General features: G+C 36.4%; 15 protein-coding genes. 13 read left to right on the top strand and 2 right to left on the bottom strand.

The window, feature by feature from the left end:
* A partial coding sequence (locus FC89_RS07690) for an N-acetylmuramoyl-L-alanine amidase family protein (RefSeq protein ID WP_187329659.1) occupies nucleotides 1-1,813 on the bottom strand: 1,813 nt, incomplete at its 3' end.
* Between the two features lie 204 nt (nucleotides 1,814-2,017).
* Between FC89_RS07690 and FC89_RS07685 the strand changes: the two genes are divergently transcribed.
* Nucleotides 2,018-3,142, top strand: coding sequence for a serine hydrolase domain-containing protein (locus FC89_RS07685; protein WP_057871978.1), 1,125 nt, complete (start codon nucleotides 2,018-2,020; stop codon nucleotides 3,140-3,142).
* Nucleotides 3,143-3,369: 227 nt separating this feature from the next.
* Complete coding sequence (locus FC89_RS07680) at nucleotides 3,370-4,809, top strand: 6-phospho-beta-glucosidase (protein ID WP_057871977.1); 1,440 nt, start codon at nucleotides 3,370-3,372, stop codon at nucleotides 4,807-4,809.
* Between the two features lie 134 nt (nucleotides 4,810-4,943).
* Here the strand turns inward: FC89_RS07680 and FC89_RS07675 are convergent, their stop codons facing one another.
* On the bottom strand, nucleotides 4,944-5,681 hold the full coding sequence (locus FC89_RS07675; protein WP_083485446.1) for a MurR/RpiR family transcriptional regulator: 738 nt from the start codon (nucleotides 5,679-5,681) through the stop codon (nucleotides 4,944-4,946).
* 235 nt (nucleotides 5,682-5,916) lie between these two features.
* Here FC89_RS07675 and FC89_RS07670 point away from each other — a divergent pair, with 235 nt between their 5' ends.
* The 11 genes from FC89_RS07670 (at nucleotide 5,917) to FC89_RS07620 (ending at nucleotide 22,391) form a co-directional block, all read left to right on the top strand.
* Entirely contained in the window at nucleotides 5,917-6,240 is a 324-nt protein-coding gene (locus tag FC89_RS07670; protein ID WP_057871976.1) for a PTS sugar transporter subunit IIB, read from the top strand.
* A 30-nt stretch (nucleotides 6,241-6,270) separates the two neighbouring features.
* Entirely contained in the window at nucleotides 6,271-6,615 is a 345-nt protein-coding gene (locus FC89_RS07665; protein WP_083485445.1) for a PTS lactose/cellobiose transporter subunit IIA, read from the top strand.
* A gap of 25 nt (nucleotides 6,616-6,640) precedes the next feature.
* A complete protein-coding gene (gene celB, locus FC89_RS07660; protein WP_057871974.1) occupies nucleotides 6,641-7,984 on the top strand; it encodes a PTS cellobiose transporter subunit IIC in 1,344 nt (447 codons plus the stop codon).
* A 395-nt stretch (nucleotides 7,985-8,379) separates the two neighbouring features.
* Nucleotides 8,380-10,296, top strand: coding sequence for a 1,4-alpha-glucan branching protein GlgB (gene glgB, locus FC89_RS07655; protein ID WP_057871973.1), 1,917 nt, complete (start codon nucleotides 8,380-8,382; stop codon nucleotides 10,294-10,296).
* 65 nt (nucleotides 10,297-10,361) lie between these two features.
* A complete protein-coding gene (locus FC89_RS07650; RefSeq protein ID WP_057871972.1) occupies nucleotides 10,362-11,504 on the top strand; it encodes a glucose-1-phosphate adenylyltransferase in 1,143 nt (380 codons plus the stop codon).
* The gene (gene glgD / locus FC89_RS07645; RefSeq protein WP_057871971.1) at nucleotides 11,494-12,630 is read left to right on the top strand and encodes a glucose-1-phosphate adenylyltransferase subunit GlgD; all 1,137 of its coding nucleotides are present in this window, start codon (nucleotides 11,494-11,496) and stop codon (nucleotides 12,628-12,630) included. Before FC89_RS07650 ends, glgD begins: the two co-directional genes overlap by 11 nt.
* 2 nt (nucleotides 12,631-12,632) lie before the next feature.
* A complete protein-coding gene (gene glgA / locus FC89_RS07640; protein WP_057871970.1) occupies nucleotides 12,633-14,069 on the top strand; it encodes a glycogen synthase GlgA in 1,437 nt (478 codons plus the stop codon).
* Between the two features lie 98 nt (nucleotides 14,070-14,167).
* On the top strand, nucleotides 14,168-16,600 hold the full coding sequence (locus FC89_RS07635) for a glycogen/starch/alpha-glucan phosphorylase (protein WP_057871969.1): 2,433 nt from the start codon (nucleotides 14,168-14,170) through the stop codon (nucleotides 16,598-16,600).
* Complete coding sequence (locus tag FC89_RS07630; RefSeq protein ID WP_057871968.1) at nucleotides 16,584-18,419, top strand: glycoside hydrolase family 13 protein; 1,836 nt, start codon at nucleotides 16,584-16,586, stop codon at nucleotides 18,417-18,419. The genes FC89_RS07635 and FC89_RS07630 overlap by 17 nt, the downstream gene beginning before the upstream one ends.
* Nucleotides 18,420-18,616: 197 nt before the next feature.
* Nucleotides 18,617-20,365, top strand: a complete 1,749-nt coding sequence (locus FC89_RS07625; protein ID WP_057871967.1) for a 6-pyruvoyl-tetrahydropterin synthase-related protein — start codon at nucleotides 18,617-18,619, stop codon at nucleotides 20,363-20,365.
* Nucleotides 20,366-20,636: 271 nt separating this feature from the next.
* Nucleotides 20,637-22,391, top strand: a complete 1,755-nt coding sequence (locus FC89_RS07620) for a glycosyltransferase family protein (RefSeq protein WP_057871966.1) — start codon at nucleotides 20,637-20,639, stop codon at nucleotides 22,389-22,391.
* Nucleotides 22,392-22,465: the final 74 nt, after the last annotated feature.

Genomic DNA, 22,465 nt, shown 5'->3' with positions numbered 1-22,465 from the left:
TCAGCTTTTGTTGTCCGTATTGCATTTGTCCTTGGTTATTGTAATAAACGGTTTTACGCTGGTTAGCAATAGATTGAAATCCCGTCTTCATAGCTCCGGTAGCACTGTCAAATAAATACCAATGACCGTTCAATTTTTGCTGTCCATATTGCATTTGCCCTTGGTTATTGTAATAAACGGTTTTATGTTGGTTAGCGATATATTGAAACCCCGTCTTCATAGCCCCGGTAGCACTGTCAAATAAATACCAGTGACCATTCAGCTTTTGTTGTCCGTATTGCATTTGTCCTTGGTTATTGTAATAAACGGTTTTATGTTGGTTAGCGATAGATTGAAATCCCGTCTTCATAGCTCCGGTAGCACTGTCAAATAAATACCAGTGGCCATTTAGCTTTTGTTGTCCGTATTGCATTTGCCCTTGGCTATTGTAATAAACGGTTTTATGTTGATCAGCAATAGATTGGAACCCAGTTTTTTTGATACCATTTTGGTACAAATACCAATGGCCGTTTTCGTAAAACTGTCCATTTTTAGCGGTATGATTTTGAGCAGTAGTTAAAGCGGCTTGTGCTTGTTGCAATTGCTGGTTGGCAGTATTATATGCTGCTAAAGCTGTATTGTAATTGGCAGTGGCCTTATTTAACGCTGCTTGAGCGGCTGTAATTTGGTCTTGATTGGCTGCTAAGGGAATCGTGTCAAAATTTGCTTTGAATTTTGTTTGATCACTTACATAATCTGGTTTGATTAATTCCAAATGAACATTGCCATATTGATCAAAACTGACAGCAAAGTATTCTTCTGTAATTCCTTCTGAGGCAGTGATATCTAACCCCAAAATAGAATGTGCATGTGCATATGCTTCACTGGCATCATTAAATAACATGTCGTAAATGGCATTATAAAGATAATTTTTAGCCGCATAGAGTGTCATATCAGTTGCGTAGTTTACGGAAAATGATTCCATATCTTCATAATAGTTGGCACCCTGATCTAATCCATTAGCAGCGGCAGCTTTTTGAATTGCCGGAACATCGTGGTTGCCTTGGGTATATCCGTTCCAATGATCGCTATTATAATTAGCAGCAACTTGTTTGGCAAAATTAATTGCGCCGGGAGTAACGACTACCGATGTATTGCGATAGTAATCATTGGCAGCACGTTGATTATTGAGGGTATTATAGTCTAATTGTCCCCGTAAGTTATTGATTAAGCCGGCAGCATATGCTGAAAGAGTTGCTGCTTGAGATTGAGTTAAATTGTTAGCATCAATTTTGGTGTTCTTATCCGTTGATTCATTATCAGTAAAAGCTGTTTTGGCTGCGGGACCCTCATCAAGGGTGCTCCAGTTAGTTGCAATTTTTGTTTTTTGATTATTAGTCAGATTAATTTGGCTACCACTTGAATTGTTCGTCTGCTGATCTTTTAAGTTATTTACGGCTGTTTGAGCATTGTTTTTAGCCGTTGTGGCACTTGACAGTTGGCTGGAAGCCTTGCTAGCTGCCGTTTGGGCTTGTTTAAGCTGGTTTTGTGCAGTTGTAACGTCATTGGAGTTGGTGCTGTAAACTCGATTAGCATTAGTAGTACTGCTGGCAGTAGCCGAACTGGTTGAACTGCTAGCACTGCTTTGGTGTGAAGCTGTTGGGGCAGTAGTCAGACTACTGGAACTACTAACGGAAGCTGTAACGGTAGCCGTACTGCTGCTGGAAGCATCATCCGCGGCTTGAACAGCTGATTCACCGGCAGCTCCGACAAGAATAATGGCTGCAGTGACAACGGCTTGTCCGAACAGCCGATAAAATCGTGAATATTTCACTTTTGGTACATCCTTTCTTGTTGAATTATTAATTGAATGTGAAAAATATTTTTGACATTACTTATTATTTAATAGTAATCACTGGAAGTCAACGGATCATTTAAAGAAAAGTTTAAATAAATCAAAATTCCTAAAACAAACTTAAGCCATATTAAGCGCTAACTTCTTTAAAATATAAGTTAGATTAACTTGGAGGAATTGAATTTGAAAAAAGAACGCCTTTTTATTATTTTGGGAGTGGCTGGTTTATGTGGACTTTTTGTGGGTTTATTTAATAATATGCAGCAGGAAAGAAAGTATAAAAGTCAGCAGCGATTAGTTGAGCAGCATACAGGCAATGGTAGTCATTATTCAACTCGAATGCCGACTTTAGCCACCATTGATCATAATCATCAACTTGATGCAATACTGCAAAAGTCAGGCTTTACAGGAACCGCGTTGATTGTCAAAAATCAGCAGATCGTTTTGCGTAAAGGATATGGTGCTGCTGATCAGGCCAAGCGGATCCCTAATACCCCGCAGACACTTTTTCCAATCGCTTCAACGGAAAAGGCTTTGATTGCCACGAGCATTTTGCAATTGGATCAAGCACATAAACTATCAATTAACGATCCAATTAATAAATATCTGCAAGGTTTTCCCAACGGATCAATGATTAAGCTACGTAATTTTATGACGCATACATCCGGTATTGTTGGGCGCGCGGAAGATTCGCAAACCAAATCGCTGAACCAGATGATCGAAGAAATTGAGCATCATGGTATTCATCGACCGCTTGGCAGTTGGGAATACGAAGATTCAAATTATACGGTGTTGGTTAAAGTTTTAGAAGAGGTTACACATGAGAGCTTTAAAAAATATTTAGCACAGCATATTTTCGGACCGACCGGAATAAAAACGGTTGGTTATGTCGATGATAATTTTGATCACTTGAAAGCTGCCTCAATTGGATATCTTAAACAAAATAATCGGTTATCAGCACAGCCGTTGCCAAATTTTTCCCAATTGTATGGCGTTAGCGATATGTACATGGACACTACATCTATGTATCAGTTTGATCGAGCCTTAATAAATAAGAAGTTGCTGGATACCACTCATTTGCAGCTGATGTTTACCCCCGGCAGCAGTTCACATTATGGGATGGGATTTTATAATGATCCCGGATTGATCGTTAATCGTGGTTATGTTTCCGGGTGGGTTATCTCTAACGGTTTTACACATAATGGACGCGATTATATTTTGTTGTTTTCCAATGTTAAAGATCAACAGTTATCACTTGGAAAACTGAATGGTGAGCTGTTGAATGTTTTAAGCAAAACAAAAAATTAAATTAAGCTGGTAAAGCCTGAACTTAGACCGAGAATTTAGCCTAAGTTCAGGCTTTTTAAAAAAGAGCAGCTTAATGGACTACATGGTTAGAAATATTTTAATTGCTGTTTCAAAATTGTAACAAATTACTTTAATATGATTACTGTTACTATTAAACCGAGTAATATGTTAGCGCATTCAAAAAGACGCTATAATTAAGAAAAGCCAACTAAAAGGAGCTAACTAAAATGAAATATTCGATACCAAAAGATTTTTTATGGGGTGGAGCAGTGGCAGCTCATCAATTAGAGGGAGCTTGGCAGGCTGACGGCAAGGGCCCAAGTATTGCTGATGTAATGACTGCAGGAGCGAATGGTGTTAGGCGCCAAATAACTGACGGAGTTCTACCGGATAAATTTTATCCTAATCATGAAGCGATTGATTTTTATCATCATTATAAGGAAGACATTAAATTATTTGCGGAAATGGGTTTTAAGAGTTTTCGAACATCAATTGCGTGGACGCGAATTTTCCCGCAAGGAGATGAAGAACAACCCAATGAAGCTGGTTTGCAATTTTATGATGATTTATTTGCCGAATGTCACAAATATGGAATTGAACCGGTTATTACACTATCGCATTTTGAAATTCCATACCATTTGATCAAGAAATATGGTGGTTGGCGAGACCGAAAGATGATTGATTTTTTTGTTCATTTTGCAACTGTCGTTTTTAAACGTTACAAGAATCAGGTTAAATACTGGATGACATTTAATGAAATCAATAACCAAACAGATTATGAAGAGCAATTTTTAATGGCGACAAATTCAGGCTTAATATTAGAGCCAAATGAATCAGATAGTGAAGCATTAATGTATCAAGCAGCCCACTATGAATTAGTTGCGAGTGCTTTAGCTGTTAAAATCGGTCATCAAATTAATCCTGATTTTAAGATCGGCTGTATGGTCAACGTTTCACCATTGTATCCGGCAACCTGTAAACCACAGGATACTTTTCAGGCACTAAAAGCCATGCAGCGGCGTTACTGGTTTGCCGATGTCCATGCACTTGGCAGCTATCCGCGGCACATGGAAGCTTTCTTTGCAGCAAACAATTTACGACCGGATATTACAGCAGAAGATCGGCAAATACTTGCAGCTGGTACAGTGGATTATATCGGTTTTAGTTACTACAATTCATTAACTATTGCTGCGCAAGATGATAACCCTGAATTTCATTTTGTTGGCCCTGAAGCAATTCAAAAGAATCCCTATTTGAAAGCTAGTGATTGGGGCTGGCCAATTGATGCGCTCGGCTTGCGTTATGTGTTAAATTGGCTGACTGACCATTATCATAAACCATTAATGATCGTTGAAAATGGTCTAGGTGCCAGAGATGAAGTAACTGCCAATGGGCGAATCCATGATGATTACCGGATCGCATACTTGAAAGCACATGTTCAGGCAATGAAAGATGCCATTGAAAAAGACGGTGTGCCGCTGATCGGATATATGCCTTGGGGCTGCATTGATTTGGTTTCTGCTGGTACTGGGGAAATGTCAAAACGTTATGGCTTTATTTATGTGGATCGTGATGACCAAGGACACGGCAGTAATAAACGTTTGAAAAAAGATTCATTTTACTGGTATCAAAAAGTTATTAAAACCAATGGAGCCAACTTGGATTAATCTCTTTGAAATAATGTATCCAATGACAATTAATTGAAGATTATTGAAAAATTTATTGTAATGAAATAAGGCTGTGCAAATTAATTTTTGGACAGCCTTTTGCTATGCTAAAAAAGCGTAAAAATAGTGTTGCTTTATTTTCGCTGACCAATGTTTCTGGCCAGTGATTCTAGAATAAAAATTACGGGAACTTGGGTAGTAATATTTAAATTGTTTTTAATAGATTCAGGTTTGACATTATATGAAAAATTGATTTCCGAAATTTTTGCCAAAGTGCTGTAATTATTATTGGTGATACTAATGATATGAAAATTATCGCTTTTCAAACTAACGGCTCGCTCAATAACTTCTGGTGTTTCACCGCTGACTGATAACATAATAGCGACTCGCTTGGTATCATCTTGCCCTTCTTTAGGTAAAGGGTAGAAAGGGTCGATATTATAAATTGAATTAACGCCAAAATTCATAAATTGGCGGGCACCGTACTGAGCTAAGATACCGGATGTGCCGATTCCAAAGAAAAGAATATTATTTGCATTAAGCATTAATTTTTTAAACGCGGTTAATTCATGGGCGTATTGCTGCAGTAATGGCCGTTTGAAAAAATCATGTGATGAATCAATGATTTCGATATCGTAATTAGTGGCTAATTTTTCTGTTTGCGAAGTAAGCTTTTGCTGTTTTAAATCAAATTTGAATTCATAAAAACTATCATATCCCATTTTCTTTACACACCTGATAATAGAAGCGGATGAAACATGGATCGTACTAGCTAACTGGCGAATGCTTAATTTAAGTGCTTCATCAGGATGAGCAATCAGGTAGTTATAAATTAGAATTTCTGTCGGAGTAAAATTTTTTAAATCGATCATTATTGATCCAAACCTTTCTTTTAGTGAGGAATAGTTAAATTATAAATTAATAACCCGAAAAGCACAAAATTATAATTTGTTTCATTATCCGTAACATGTAACCGTTTTCTTAAATGCTATAGTCAATACTTACTTTTACCGCTAAAATAATGATAGTAAAACAAAAGCAGGTGTAATGAAGATGTGAAAACTTTATCACTTCAAAACACCGAAATATTATGAGGAGGAACTTATGATGAGTGAGGAAACGAAAACAATTATGTTGTGCTGTGCCGCGGGGATGAGTACCAGCATGTTAGTTAAACGAATGCAAGAGGCTGCGAGTCAACAAAAAATAACAGCGAAAATTTTTGCCTGTCCAGCAGCTGAGGTCGATGAGAAATTAAGTCAGGAAAATGTTAACTGTATTTTATTAGGGCCGCAAGTTCGTTATATGCTAAGCAATATTAAGGAAAAAGTTGGAAACAAGCCGATCAAAGTTGATGTAATTAATATGCAAGCTTATGGCATGATGAATGGCGCTAAAGTCTTGCAGCAGGGGTTAGAGCTGATTGGTTAAGAGTTAATTTGTTTTGGAGGGATGATTTTAATGACTGATAGTAATAATCAAGAAGAACAGCAATTAATGCAGGCGATGGGATTGATTACCAATGCTGGAAATGCCAAATCATTGGCAATGGAAGCAATTCATGCGGCTCATAATGACGATTTTAAAGGAGCTCAGGCAAAAATTGCTGAAGCTAACAAAGCATTAGTTGAAGCACATAATATGCAGACCAAGATGCTGACGGCGGAAGCTAACGGGCAGCATGCACAGTTAACCTTGCTAATGGTCCATTCACAAGATCATTTAATGACAGCGATTACTTTTATTGATTTGGCACAGGAGTTGATCAGTGTTTATCAAAAACTTGCTGATGCTGGGAAAAATTAGTTTTTAAGAAAAGAGGCGTTAATTAATGAATAATTCTGATGCTTTTAAAGAAAAAATGACAAATATAGTTGGTAAGTTTGCCGGTTCTCGGTTTGTACGGGCAATTATGGAAGCTGGATATAGTGTTATTGCTTTTTCAATTATCGGAGCAATTTTTTTGATTTTGACAGTTCTGCCACAGGCGTTTCCAATTCCGGGTTTTGCCAGCCTATATGCCGAAACATTGGGGCGCTTTACTAACCTATTTCAAGTAGTTTATAATTCCACGATGGGAATCTTAGCACTAATTTTTGCTGGTACATTTACCTATAGTTATACCAAGATTTATCAGGAAGAAGAACACCTTAATTTAAATCCGCTCAATGGGTTATTAATGTTTTTAATGGCAATGTTTATCACCGTTCCGCAATTAGTTTGGAAAAATGGTTCAGTGCAGTTTGTCCAGTCGTTAAGTAAATCAAATATTATTGGTGGCGGTTATGCAGTTTCATCCTCTGGGGTTACTCGAATTGCCGCGGTAGGAATCTTTACTGGCTTGGTAGTTGGCTGGTTAACAGTTCAAATTTACCGTTTTACGATTAAGCATAATTGGTCAATTAAAATGCCGGCAGCTGTTCCAGCCGGAGTTGCTAATTCATTTAGTTCATTAATTCCAGGTTTTTGCGTTGCTTTTGTTATTGCTGGGCTTAACCTGATCTTTGTTATTGCTGGAACCGATATGTTTAAGATCTTGTATATTCCATTTTCATTTATCAGTAATATTGCTGATACTTGGTGGGGTTTCTTGATTATTATTTTCTTGATCCATTTCCTTTGGTGGTTTGGAATTCATGGGGCAACAATTATTGGTTCTTTCCTAACACCGATTGGGTTGGCAAACATGGCGGCTAATGTTCAAGGAGCAAATCACTTTCTAGCAGGTGACCCGATGAATGCCTTTGTTTATGTTGGCGGTTCCGGTGCAACTTTAGGATTAGCAATTTGGTTGGTAGCTAGATCGAAATCACTTCAGTTGCGTGAAATCGGCAAGGCAGAGATTGTTCCAGCGATTTTTAACATCAATGAACCTTTAATTTTTGGTTTACCGATCGTCTATAACGTCCAACTCTTCATTCCATTTGTTTTTGCTCCATTAGTTTCAGGAACTGTTGGTTATTTTGCGATTTCTTCACATCTGGTTCATAAAATCATTGTCCAGCAACCATGGCCAACACCGGTGGGATTAGGCGGCTTTATTGCTACGGCTAGTTGGAAAGGTGCTGTTTTGGCAGTCATTTGTGCGGCAGTTGCTTTTGTAGTTTGGTATCCATTTATCAGACATTATGATCGAACCTTATTGAAAAAAGAACAGGCAGCTGCGAAAGAATAGTTATATTTGTCTTCATCTAGTTCAGAACACTTGAAGTGTGATCAATTGAAATATAATTAAAAAACTGGGTAATGAAGACGAACTGAAATTGCTTCAAGTACTAAAAATACTTGAAGCAATTTTTTTGTATATCATAGGATGTTTTCACACTTTATATCTTACATATTTTGAATTGTATTTAACACATATAAATTATGGAGCTTAACCATATTAAACTTTGATGCAGTTAAAATTTTATTTTGTTTTTGCCTAAATAAAGCCATTTTAATGATTTTAATTTGCAAAAATAAAATTAAAAAAAGCAATTTTTTAACCTGAAACATGTTATACTAAAGTTAGATAATGATTACAAAATTATCCTTTATTTACTTGAGAAGTAATGGGAGGGGACGCTGATGAATGGGTTAGAAAATGATTTTTCTAATGAAATAATGAATTTTATTAGTGGAAAAAATTTCAAAGCATATCAGGTAATGGGAGCCCACCAAGTTAAAAAAAATGGAGAAAATGGTTTTGTTTTTCGCGTGTGGGCACCAAAGGCACAACAAGTTTCGCTGGTTGGTGAGTTTAATCAATGGCAGCAACCAGGATTACCACTGCACAAGGAAACAGCAGGGATTTGGAGTTTATTTACGACCCAACCACAAACTGGACAATTATACAAATATAATATTAAACAAGCTAACGGCCGTGAGTTCTTTAAGATTGATCCTTTTGCCCAACGTTTTGAAAAGCGTCCACAAGATGCAGCTATTTTAGGCGACTTAAAACCACATAAATGGCATGATGGCTTATGGCGTGGGCGGCATAAACGTTCAAATTATTTTGAACGTCCATTAAATATTTATGAAGTTCACGCCAGTTCGTGGAAACAGCATACTGATGGAACTCCCTATACAATAAAAGACTTAACGCGTGAATTAGTACCTTATTTGAAAAAAATGAACTATTCACATGTTGAATTTATGCCTTTGATGGAGCATCCACTAGGAGCTTCTTGGGGCTATCAGTTGATTGGCTACTTTGCTTTTTGTTCTTACTACGGAACACCTGAAGATTTTCAAGATTTTGTCGAAGCTTGCCATGCTGCTAATATTGGCGTGCTAGTAGATTGGGTACCCGGACATTTTTGTCGGAATGCAGATACTTTGCCTTATTATGACGGCACACCAACGTTTGAGTATCAAGATTATCAGCGAGCTGATAATCCTGGTTGGGGGACTTTGAACTTTGATCTAGCTAAACCGGCAGTTCAATCATTTTTAATTTCAAGCGTAATGTATTGGTTGGAAACTTTTCATTTAGATGGAATTCGAGTTGATGCAGTTTCTAATATGATTTATTTAGATTACGGTGGACGACCGTGGAAGCCTAATAAAGACGGCACGAATCGTGATTTGGCCGGTTGGCATTTTTTACGTAAATTAAATCAAGAAGTTAAGGCAGCTTATCCGCAAGTTCTAATGATGGCTGAGGAAAGTACAGCAGACACCAAAGTGACCGGAATGTTAGCGGATAATTCTTTGGGATTTGATTATAAGTGGAATATGGGTTGGATGAATGATGTTTTACAATTTTTTGAAATGGATCCGATTTATCGCAAAGACAATTTGAATTTGCTGACTTTTTCTTGGATGTATCGGCAATCAGAAAATTTTATTTTGCCACTATCACATGATGAGGTAGTACATGGCAAGAAAAGCTTAATGCATAAAATGTGGGGGGATCGTTACCGCCAGTTTGCTCAGTTACGCACATTGTACACCTATCAAATGGTTCATCCGGGCAAAAAATTGTTATTTATGGGGAGCGAATGGGGACAGTTTTTGGAATGGAAGTATGATCACGGTTTAGAATGGGTCGACTTGAATGATCAGTTTAATCGAAAAATGCAATTATTCACACAAACTTTAAATGAATTTTATTTAAAAAATCGCGCGTTATGGGAAATTGATGATCAGGAAAAGTCACTTGAAGTAATTGACGCGGATAATACTGCTGAAACAGTGCTCACTTTTATTCGTCACGGAAAACGCAAAAAAGATTTTTTAGTAATTGCGATGAATTTTACACCGATCGAACGGCGAAATTTCCGGGTTGGTGTTCCATACGCCGGCAGCTATCAGGAAGTTTTAAATACAGAAATGAAAGAATTTGGTGGAACTTGGGTACGGCATAATGATCTCAGCCGAACAACCAAAATTCCATTTAAACAATATCAGTACTCATTGACAACTACTTTACCAGCTTTTGGCACCCTTATTTTACAACCTCAAAAAATTACTTTACGAAAACAGCGAAAGTTTAAATAAAAAATATTACAGTCCGTACTTCTTGTCAGAAAGGGGTGAAGGATGGATTTTTCCATCAGACTAATATGAAAAATGAAATGATAGCAGTTATCTTAGCCGGCGGTCAAGGATCACGGCTCAAAGACTTAACCAAAGATAGTGCCAAACCGGCAGTTCCATTCGGCGGTCGTTATCGGATTATTGATTTTACTTTGAGTAATTGTGTTAATTCAGGAATTTATAATATTGGTGTTATTACTCAGTACCAGCCACTGACTTTAAACAATCATATTGGTAATGGCGCCAGCTGGGGGTTGGATCATCTTGATTCTGGAGTAACGATCTTACAGCCTTATTCCAATAAAGAAGGCAGTAAATGGTTTGAAGGAACAGCGCATGCAATTTATCAAAATATTGATTACATTGACTCGATGGACCCCGAATACCTGTTAGTGCTGTCCGGTGATCATATCTATAAAATGGATTATGATCAGATGCTGCAGACACACAAAGAGAAAAAAGCAGCTTTAACAGTAGCGGTTATTGATGTTCCGTGGGATGAAGCCAGCCGCTTTGGCATTATGAATACTGATGAAAATAATCGAATTATCGAATTTGAAGAAAAGCCGGCTCATCCTAAGAGTAATCATGCTTCAATGGGAATTTATATTTTTAATTGGCAGCGACTGCGCTCGGTATTAGTTAATGCTTTTACTAAAGAAGTACCAATGATTGATTTTGGTAAAAATGTAATTCCATTTTATATCAAAAGCGGTGACAACGTCTTTGCCCATAATTTCTCGGGTTATTGGAAAGACGTTGGCACAATTCAATCCTTATGGGAAGCTAATATGGAATTTATTGATGATCAAGACGGCTTGAACGTTCGTGATCGCAGTTGGCGGGTCTTTTCTAAAAATCCAATTGCCCCCCCGCAATTTATTACGGATACAGCAACTGTTAATGCTTCAATGGTTGTTGATGGCTGTTTTGTTGCTGGCAAGATTGAGCATAGTATTTTATCGGCTAATGTGCAAATTAAAGGGGGATCCTTGGTCAAAGATAGTGTTATTATGCCCGGAACATTGATCGGCAAAAATGTCACAATTAAACGAGCTATCATTGGTGAAAATGTGACTATTGGTGATAATGCAGTAATTGATGGAACAAAAGAAGTTGCGGTTGTTGGCAATGGAGAAGTGATCGGGGTGAAACCAGATGAAGACTAATAAAATATGCGCCATTATTGGTAATGAGCATGAATATGCTGATTTACTGCCGTTGACGGAAAATCGTCCCTTATCGACTTTATATTTTGACTGCAAGTATCGCATCATTGACTTTGCATTGTCGAGTGTTGTCAACGCAAATGTTCGTTCAGTATTTATGTTGGTCAATGAAGGTCGGGTTAAATCCATCTTTGATCATCTTGGCGGTGGTCGGGAATGGGGATTAGACAGTATTGGCAGTTATCAGTATTTTAGTTTTTATCAAGATATGGTACGAAAAAAAGCCCAAGGTGAGCTGCCAGTTGGCGATATAATTGATTTTTTAAAAGCAGCAAAAGCCCCCTATACTGTTTATTTGACAAACAAATTTGTTTGCAATTTAGATTTGCGAGCAGTACTGAAAATTCACCAAGAACAAAACAATCAAATGACAGCTGTTTTCAAACGAGCAGCGGCAAACAGAATTGCTCCAGATGACCACATTTTAACTTTAAAAAAAGATGGAACAGTTAAGCATGTTAAAGAATTTCGGAAAATGAGTTCAAAAACGGAAGTTTATAATTTATCGTTAGGCGTCTTTATTGTTAACACTGAGTGGCTGATCGAGCAGCTGCAAAATAGCCAAACGCTGAGTTTAGAGGAGTTTTTATTTAACAGTTTGCCGCAGATCAAAAGTTCGACCTACGAATACACTGGGTATGTTAGCAACATTTATGATTTACCCAGCTATTACCAGGCAAATTTGGATATGCTTAATTCAGAAAATTATAATTCTTTGCTATTTTCCAGTCATAAAGTGATCACGCGGACTAAAAATGAAGTGGCAACTTATTTTTCAATAGCTTCAGATGTTCAAAACAGTCAAATTGCAACAGGCTGTGTAATTAAAGGAAAAGTTGCTAATAGTTTAATTTCACGCCGAACATTAGTCGATAATGGGGCAGTGGTTGACCATGCAATTATTATGGGGAGTACTAAAATCGGCGCTAAATCACAAATAAGGTATGCGCTGGTTGATAAAGATGTCACGATTGATCCCGGCGTGAAGATTATTGGTCAACCGGATAATCTGCTGGTTGTTAAGAAAAATGAACATATTACTGCGAATATCCACGGAGGAAAATGAAAATGAAGATTTTATTTGCGGCGGCTGAATGTGCTCCTTTTTTTAAAACCGGTGGCTTAGGTGATGTAGTGGGTGCTTTGCCACACAGCCTGCATGAACGTGGTCATCAAGTGGCAGTTGTTTTACCATTTTTTTCAGGGATGAAAGCAAAATATTGTCAACAATTGGAAGACTTATTTAATTTTACAGTTCAGGTTGGTTGGCGGCAGCAGTATTGTGGAGTTAAAACTTTACAGCGCCAAGGCGTTGATTATTATTTTATTGATAATCAGTATTATTTTAAGCGACCGCAGCTTTATGGCTATTATGATGATGGTGAACGATTTGCCTTTTTTCAGCAGGCCGTTATTGAATTAATGGAAAAGATTGATTTTATTCCAGATGTTTTACAAGTTAATGATTACCATACGGCATTTATTCCCTTTTTGTTACGGGAGAAATATCATTGGATTCAGGCTTATCAACAAATTGCAACGGTGTTGACTATTCATAACTTGGAATTTCAAGGGCAATATGACCGCCAAATCCTGCCGGAACTATTTGGAATGGGGACCGAAAGATACGATGATGGAACGGTTCGCTTTAACGACGCGGTTAATTTTATGAAAGCTGGAATTTTATATGCTGATCGGGTCAATACAGTCAGCCCCTCGTATGCTCAAGAAATTCAAACTCCGGCTTTCGGCTGTGGTTTGGAAAGTATTTTAGGGATGGAACGGCATAAACTTTCTGGAATTTTAAATGGAATTGATTTTACGATTAACGATCCGGCAACTGATTCAGTTATAGCTGCAAATTTTACGGCAGCTGATTTGACCGGCAAAAAAACCGATAAGCAGATGTTGCAGCAAGAGTTTAATTTACCACAACAAGCAACAGTTCCGGTAATTGGTGTTGTCAGCCGTTTGACGTATCAAAAGGGGTTTAAGCTGCTGGTAGCAGAGATGGAGAATCTGCTGCAATTTGATGTTCAATTTATTTTATTGGGGACGGGATATGCTGATCTTGAACATGATTTTAGTTACTTTGCCAATAAGTATCCTGATAAATGCAGTATTCGGCTTGATTTTGATGTTGATCTGGCACAGCGAATTTACGCCGGCTGTGATATGTTCTTAATGCCATCAGCTTTTGAGCCTTGTGGATTATCACAATTATTGGCAATGCGTTATGGAACGTTACCAATTGTTCATCAGATTGGTGGTTTGCGTGACAGTGTCCAACCATATAACCCGATTGAACAAACGGGAACCGGTTTTGGTTTTGCTGAATATTCTTCATTTTATTTGATGGAAACCATTAAATTAGCGCTTAATGTTTATCAACAGCAGCCCAATATTTGGCGAAAATTAATTAAAGCAGCCATGCAGCAAGATTTCAGTTGGAAAACAGCAAGTACCAATTATGAGAAATTATATCAACAAGCAGTATCTGGTTAATAAATTCTTAGTAAACGGTGACGCTTTTCAGTTGGTCACTGCTTTTATGTAACGAATAATAATAAATTGCTTTAACAAAAATAATAGGGGGATTGGTAATGGAATTAGACAAAACACTTTTTATTGAAAGTTTCAAGAAACGCTTGAGTCAAAAGTATGCAATTGATGTTAGCGATGCAACTAACAGTGAACTTTATGATACGTTATGCTCTTTGGTAAAATCATCATATTCGGTAAGTTGGCGGCAGACGTGGAAGGATTATTTAAAAGAAAACGAGAAACAAGTTTATTATTTTTCAATTGAGTTCTTACCTGGAAAGTTATTAAAGAGCAATCTTTTAAACATGGGCTGGTATCAGCTAGTAATTGATTCCTTTAAGGAAATCGGAATTGATTTTGAGCAAGTGGCAGCAGTTGAACCGGATATGGCTTTGGGAAATGGTGGCTTAGGTCGGTTAGCAGCTGATTTTATGGACTCCTTGGCATCAGAAGGGTATCCGGTTAACGGCAACGGTATCCGTTATCGCTATGGTTTGTTCAAGCAGCGTTTTGTCAACGGGTATCAAGTGGAATTACCGGATGAATGGCTGAAAACAGCGGCCGGCAATGCTTGGGAAATTCGCCGAGCTAGTAAAGCAGTAACGGTTACAATGGGTGGACATGTTGAATTAGTCCAAAAAAATGGTTATTTAGAACCAATTTATAAGGATGCAACTTTAATTAAGGCGGTTCCTTATGATGTAGGGATAGTAGGATACCATAATCAGCACGTTAATACTTTGCGCCTATGGAGTGCTGAGATTCCGGAAGCTGTTGAAAGTTGCTATCCAACAATTGAGGCGCGGCGACAGATTGAAGATATTACAACTGTGCTTTACCCTGATGATTCAAATGAAGCTGGTCGCCGGTTGCGATTAAAACAGGAATACTTTTTTGTTTCGGCCGGTGTTCAGAGTATTATTCGGCACTATAAAAAATATCATGAAACAATCGATCAAATCAGTCAGCGAGTGGCAATTCATATTAACGATACACACCCAGCTATGTGCGTGGCAGAATTCATGCGTATTTTATTGGATGAAGAACATTTGTCATGGGAAAAAGCTTGGGAGCAAACTGTTAAAACGATGAGTTATACTAACCATACGATTATGGCGGAAGCTTTGGAAACTTGGGATATTCCATTGCTAAATGAAATTCAACCCCGAATTTTGCAGATTGTTGCGGAAATTGATCATCGTTTTGTAGCACATTTGGCAGGTAAGATGGATGGTCAGCTAATTGAAAGAACGCGAATTATTTCTGGTGGTAAGGTTCATATGGCACATTTGGCAGTTATTGGGTCACATAGTACTAATGGAGTAGCTCAATTACATACTGACTTATTAAAATCAGATGTTTTGCGGGACTTCTACACCCTTTATCCGGAGCGTTTCAATAACAAAACAAATGGAATTGCTTTGCGCCGCTGGCTGCAACTGGCAAATCCTGAATTGGCCGCAATTATTGATCAAAAGCTTGGGCGAAATTGGCGCCAAAATGCTTGTCAGCTTCAGCAATTGCAGCAATATAACACAGACGAGCAATTTTTGAAAAAATTGGCTGTTGTTAAGTTGCATAATAAGCAGCGTTTAGCCAAACTAATTGAAGAACGAACGGGAGTTACCGTTGATCCGACAGCGATTTTTGATGTTCAAATTAAACGCCTGCATGCATATAAACGTCAATTACTTAATTTGCTGCGAATTATCAAACTTTATCTTGATTTAAAAGAAAATCCTGATTTGGCGATCGTTCCCCGGGTGTTTATTTTTGGCGCCAAAGCAGCTCCAAGTTATCATTATGCCAAATCAATTATCAAATGTATCAATGAAACTGCGGCGTTAATTAACCACGATTCAACGATTCAAGGAAAGATAAAAGTAATTTTTTTAGAAAATTATGATGTTTCATTAGCAGAGCAAATAATTCCGGCTGCCGATATCAGCGAACAGATTTCAACGGCATCCAAAGAAGCTTCCGGTACCAGCAACATGAAGTTAATGTTAAATGGTGCGCTGACAGTTGCAACTTTGGATGGAGCGAATGTTGAAATTAAAGAACAAGTTGGTGCGGATAATATTTTTATGTTTGGTTTGACGAAACAAGAAGTTTATCGGTATTATCAGGATCATTCTTATCATAGTTTAGATTATTATCATCATAACTTGGTTATTCACCGAGTATTGGACGCATTGATCGATGGAACAATTCCAAATATTGCTGCTGAAGGTCATGAAATTTTTGATTCTTTGACCTACTTAAATGACGACTATTTTGTATTGCGTGATTTTGAAGATTATTTGCGAATTCAAGATCAAGTCGATGAAACTTACCGTGATCAAAAGAAATGGCAGCAGATGAGTTTAATTAATATTGCTAAAGCGTGCCATTTTTCTTCAGACATAACGGTTAAAAAATATGCTTCTGAAATTTGGCAGGTTAGATCGGTGGCGCAAAAAGGCGGTGTAAATATTGGATATCCGCTATAATTCTTGGTTAAAAAAATATAAACAACCTTTTGGAGCGATTCAAGTTAAACAAGCAGTCGTATTTAATTTAAGAATTACCAGTGAACAGCCGCCACTATCAGTTGAATTAATGGTTCGTTCAGATCGGCAGGTGACGCTGGAAAATTATCCGTTGAAAAAAATAGCTGCTGAGACATATCAAACTACATTTACTCCCCTTAAAGCCGGGCTTTACTTTTATTATTTTAAGGTAGTAGTTCAGCTTTCAAAGCAGCAGGCAGTTTATTTTTATGGAACAACAGATGGTTTAGGCGGCACAGGTGAATTGACGGCAATTGATAATTTAAAACCTTATCAATTGACCTGTTATGCTCAACCAGTAAACGCACCTGAATGGTACCGATCGGGAGTTTTTTACCAAATCTTTCCGGATCGTTTTTATAATGGTAATCCCGCTGGTGAAGTTAATGCTAAACGTAAAAACACTTTTATTTATGCAACGACTGAAGACACGCCATATTATATTAAGGATCAAACCGGGAAAGTAGTCAGGTGGGAATTCTTCGGTGGTAATCTGAAGGGAATTACCGCAAAGATTCCTTATTTGAAAAAATTAGGTATTACAGGAATTTATTTAAATCCGATTTTTTTTGCTAGTAGTTCACATCGATACGATACTAATGATTATTTACAAATTGATCCGATTTTAGGAACGGAAGCTGATTTTAAAGAACTAGCTGAACAGCTTCATCAAAATAAAATGCACTTGATTTTAGATGGTGTCTTTAATCACGTGGGAAAAGATAGTAAGTATTTTAATGCTGATCGGTTGTTTTATGGTGACGATCAAGGTGCTGCTCAGGATCAGCATAGCCCTTATCGTGAATGGTTTAATTTTAAACACTATCCAGATGACTACGCCTGCTGGTGGGGCGTGAAAGATTTGCCGACAGTTGATAAAAGTTATCCAGCTTTTCGACAGTTAGTTTATGGTGAAAAAAATAGTGTTATTCAAAAATGGACCGATTTGGGAGCGGATGGTTGGCGGCTGGATGTTGCTGATGAATTGCCGGATGATTTCATTCAGGGGATTCATCAACGTTTGCAGCAATTTTCGAAGGAAAAAGTCTTACTAGGTGAAGTTTGGGAAGATGCTTCCAATAAAAGTGCCTACGATCAGCGGAAACACTATCCAGTTGGTAATGAACTGGATGGAGTGATGAATTATCCGCTGCGTCGTTGTTTGCTTGAACTTTTAACAAAACAACCAGTCCGGCCGGTGAGTCAAGTAATTCGAGAAATCATGAGTTTGCAGGAAAACTATCCGACCAAGTTTTACCTCAACGCATTTAATAATCTAGGGACCCATGATACTGAAAGAATTTTGACAGCTGTTGGTGGTAACCGTGTCCAGCTTAAATTAGCGTGGGATTTATTATTTATGTTACCAGGAGTGCCTTGCGTTTATTATGGTGATGAGGCGGGGATGACAGGCGGCAAAGATCCGCTGAATCGGGGTTTCTTTCCTTGGAAGAAAATTGATCAAACGATTTTTACTTACGTCCAGCAATGGATCAAATGCCGTAAAAATAATCAAGTTTTGCAGAGTGGTAATTTGATTTTAGGAACAACGGTTGGTTGCTTGGCGATTATTCGCAGTACGACAGAGCAATTAGCTCTTTATGTAGTTAATTTATCGGAGCAATCTCAGCAACTTGAACAACTTGATTTTACTTTTTTACACGATGATGATGATTTAGGCGAATTTATTATAACTGAATTGGGAGATTGTAATTTAGCTCCATCTGAAAGTTGTTTTAAGATTATTGAACGGCCATAATTAGTAAATTTGTTTTAATGGGAAATGGACTTAACTGAATATTTAAATTAGGCTGTTTGTTCGGGTTGAACGCAACTTGTTTAATTTTAAAAGATATAATTAATAAGTGATTTTAGCAAGTGATTCTTCTAAATAAAAACAATTTATGCTAACATGTTGAAGTGGAACTTAATAATCACACTATTAGGGAGAAAAAATTGCAAAAATTAAAAAATAATTTATTAATTATATTTATTTTTGCCCTTATCACATTTGTTTATACAATTGTTTTGCTGCATGTTGGGCAATTAGCTTTAACTTCAGATAGCAGCTTTCATTTTTCACGAGTTGAAGAAATTTATCGTAACTTAAGCGAGCATCATCTGTTTACTTTTATTGCAAGTTATACATTTAATCATACTGGCGTTGGAAATTTTCTGTTTTATCCAGCCGTTTTCTTATATCCTTGGGCCTTGTTGAGATTTTGGTTTAATCCGATCAATGCCTTCATTATTTGGTATGGGATGTTTATTTTTGCTACATTAGCTATTGGATATTATTCAATGTTGGATTTTTCAAAAAGCAAAACTCGTAGTTTTATTTTCGCAATTATTTACACGATTGCGCCATATCATTTGTATCTGGGAATTTATAATTATGTACTAGGTGAATTTGTAGCTTATACTTTTTTGCCGTTAGTTTTTCTGGGTGCTTATCATGTTTTTTGGAAAGATACGCAAAAGTGGCCGTTGCTGGCAATTGGTATTAGTTTACTATTGTATTCACATCTATTGAGTGTTTATTTGGTAGGCTTGATTTTAGTGTGCTTGTTATTAGGAAAGCTGATTGTTCAAAGAAATTTTAAGCTTGAGAGAATATTAGCTTTAGGCAAAAGCGTAATACTGGCTATATTGTTAAGCTCTTTTATATTAGTACCTTTTGTGACTGATTTTATGAATCAAAAAATTGCAGCGCCAAAAGGTGGTTTTTTCTTTTTAATGACGGCACAACAATTAATAGATCCGTCGATTTCAAACACCATTGCCATAAATAGATCAGTTGGAATTGTTATTTTACTAACAGCTTTTTTAGGATGGTATTTTGTTAAGGAAAATCCGCGCGAAAGAACTATCTATTTTATTGGCTTGATTTTACTGTGTTCATCTACGACCCTAATTCCTTGGAGTAGTTTTAAACATAATACTATAATTTTAAATATCATTGGGAAGATCCAGTTTCCTTATCGGCTTAACTCTTATTCAAGCTTATTTTTATCATCTACGGCCTCACTGGGTATAAGTCAATTAATGGAGCATACTAATTGGAAATACCCTAAAAAATTTGTTTGGGTAGCATTTGTTTTATTAAGTTTTATTGGATACTATGGCTCAATTCAACCAGTTTTTGATCGAATTATAGCGGCAAATCATAATTTCTTGACTAAAGATAAAGGAAATTTAATTTCATTACCAATTAACGCGCTAATTAACAAAAATAATTACAACAACATTTTCTCATATTTGGTTTTATATGGTGAAACCGATTATTATCATAAATATCCAGCTAAGGATGCAATGGCTTATAATCAATCAATTTATAATAATCAAGTGATTTTAGGAAAAAGAGTTGTTAAAGCAACTCCTAAAGTTAGCGCAAATAAGATCACTTACCTAGTTCATAAAAACAAAACGGAAAAGAACATTAATTTACCAGTTATTGCTTATAATCACACCCAAGTTAAGTTAAATGGCAAACGGGTTAATTATACGCGTAGTTTTCGTGGAACGGTTCAAGTTAAAACCAAACAAAAAAATAATCAAGTAACGGTATCATACCAACCAAGCAAATTTTTTTATGTTAGTTTAATTGTTTGTTGGTTGACCTGGGCCGGCTTGGCTTTAACTTGGGCATTAAAACAGAAGTTGGGGATGAGGTTAACAGGAACAGGTCGGAAATTAAGAAGATAAGTTCCTTACTTTAGAGGAATAATTTTACTTGGAGGATTAAGGATAAACATTGTCCAATTAAAGAAGCAGCAAGTGTTATCAACTTTGTAAAATAAAAGATAGTGGTATTAGAAAATTGTTTTAAAATTATTGAATGAACATAATTGAAAACTTGATATTTTTTAACATATAATTAATAAGAAAATTTAATGATTTCATCTTCTAAAATAAATTTTTTTTTGCTAACATATAGGAGTGGTCTTAATATGTTGCGTGGGAGAGTGTCGAGAAGTTGGAAAAAGTTAAAAGAAATTTGTTAATTATATTTATTTTTGCACTTGTTACGATTATTTATACGTCTGTGCTGCTTAAAGTAGGTGAATTAGCTTTAACTTCAGATAGTAGTTTTCATTTTTCAAGGGTAGAAGAAATTTATCGAAATTTAAGTGAACATCATTTATTTACTTTTATTGCAAGTCATACTTTTAATCATACTGGCGTTGGAAATTTTCTATTTTATCCAGTTGTTTTTCTATATCCATGGGCTTTTTTGAGATTTTGGTTTAATCCGATCAGTGCGTTCATTATCTGGTATGGATTGTTTATTTTTGCAACATTGATTATCGGATACTATTCAATGTTGAACTTTTCTAAAAGTAAAACACGCAGTTTTATTTTTGCAGTGATCTACACAATTGCACCATATCATTTACATTTGGGAATTTATAATTATGTATTAGGAGAATTTATAGCTTATACTTTTTTACCACTAGTCTTTTTGGGGGCTTACCATGTTTTTTGGAAGGACTCTCAGAAATGGCCTTTGCTAGCTATAGGTATTAGTTTATTGCTTTATTCGCACTTGTTAAGTGTTTATTTAGTGAGTTTAATTTTAGTTTGCTTGTTGTTGGGAAAGTTGATTATTCAAAGAAAATTTGAAATTGAAAGAGTAATTGCTTTGGGTAAAAGTGTCGTCTTGACGGTATTATTAAGCGCTTTTATTCTAGTGCCCTTCGTGACTGATTTTGTTGGACAAAAGATAGCTGTTCCTGAAAAAGGTTTCAGTTGGTTAATGTCAGTGCAACAATTAATAGATCCGTCAATTTCAAATACAATTTCGATAAATCGCTCGGTGGGAGTCGTTGTTTTACTAACGGCGCTTTTTGGCTGGTACTTTGTTAGAAAAAATCCAATTGAAAAAAGTATTTATATTATTGGAATTATTTTTATATGTTTAGCCACAACTTTGACTCCATGGGGACTATTTTTGCACAGCTCGATTTTTTTGAAAATTTTGGGTGAAATTCAATTTCCATATCGTTTCAATGCTTATTCAAGTTTCTTTTTATCAATTACTGCTTCTTTGATACTTAGCAAGTTAATTCAGCAGATTAAACTGAATTATCTGAAAAAAACAGCTCTGATTACATTAACTTTATTAAGCTTTATCGGGTACTATGGCTCAATTCAACCAGTTTTTGATCGGATTGTTGCCGCTGATCATAATTTCTTAGCAGTAGCTAAAAAGAACTCAATTCTTTTGCCGGTCAATGCATTGATCAATAAGGACAATTATAATAATATTTTTTCTTACTTAGTCTTATTTGGTGAAACAGATTATTATCATGAATATCCAGCTAAGAATACAACGGCTTATAATCAGTCGATTTATAATAATCAAGTTATTTTGGGCCAAAGAAATATTAAATTGGTTCCCCAAGTTGGACCCAATACAATTACTTATCAAGTTCGTAAAAGCAAAACGGAGAAGAATATTAATTTACCAGTTATTGCATATAACCACACCCAAGTTAAGTTAAATGGCAAGCAGGTTAATTATACACGGAGTTTTCGTGGGACCGTTCAACTGAAAACTAAATCTAAGTATAATCGAGTGACGGTATCTTATCGACCAAGCAAATTATTTTACTTAAGTGTGCTGATTGGTTGGCTGACGTGGCTTGGGTTAATCTTAAGTTGGGTAACAAAGCGGATGTTAGGAATAAAATTAACTGGATTTAAGTTCAAAAATAAGCGGTTAAATTAATCTTAAGACAACAATAGCAATGTGTAAGACAAGCAAAATTTGCCTTACACATTGCTATTTATTTTTGCTGGACT

This window comes from Liquorilactobacillus ghanensis DSM 18630 (genome assembly GCF_001435235.1).
In the GTDB taxonomy this organism is placed as follows: domain Bacteria; phylum Bacillota; class Bacilli; order Lactobacillales; family Lactobacillaceae; genus Liquorilactobacillus; species Liquorilactobacillus ghanensis.
This window is presented reverse-complemented; position numbering and strand designations above follow the sequence as displayed.

What these genes read in the sequence shown, in the direction of transcription:
- FC89_RS07665 (WP_083485445.1), top strand. Translation starts at nt 6,271, where the DNA reads ATGACTGATAGTAATAATCAAGAAGAACAGCAATTAATGCAGGCGATG.
- glgB (WP_057871973.1), top strand. Translation starts at nt 8,380, where the DNA reads ATGAATGGGTTAGAAAATGATTTTTCTAATGAAATAATGAATTTTATT.
- celB (WP_057871974.1), top strand. Translation starts at nt 6,641, where the DNA reads ATGAATAATTCTGATGCTTTTAAAGAAAAAATGACAAATATAGTTGGT.
- FC89_RS07675 (WP_083485446.1), bottom strand. Translation starts at nt 5,681, where the DNA reads ATGATCGATTTAAAAAATTTTACTCCGACAGAAATTCTAATTTATAAC.
- FC89_RS07650 (WP_057871972.1), top strand. Translation starts at nt 10,362, where the DNA reads ATGAAAAATGAAATGATAGCAGTTATCTTAGCCGGCGGTCAAGGATCA.
- FC89_RS07670 (WP_057871976.1), top strand. Translation starts at nt 5,917, where the DNA reads ATGAGTGAGGAAACGAAAACAATTATGTTGTGCTGTGCCGCGGGGATG.
- glgA (WP_057871970.1), top strand. Translation starts at nt 12,633, where the DNA reads ATGAAGATTTTATTTGCGGCGGCTGAATGTGCTCCTTTTTTTAAAACC.
- FC89_RS07680 (WP_057871977.1), top strand. Translation starts at nt 3,370, where the DNA reads ATGAAATATTCGATACCAAAAGATTTTTTATGGGGTGGAGCAGTGGCA.
- FC89_RS07635 (WP_057871969.1), top strand. Translation starts at nt 14,168, where the DNA reads ATGGAATTAGACAAAACACTTTTTATTGAAAGTTTCAAGAAACGCTTG.
- glgD (WP_057871971.1), top strand. Translation starts at nt 11,494, where the DNA reads ATGAAGACTAATAAAATATGCGCCATTATTGGTAATGAGCATGAATAT.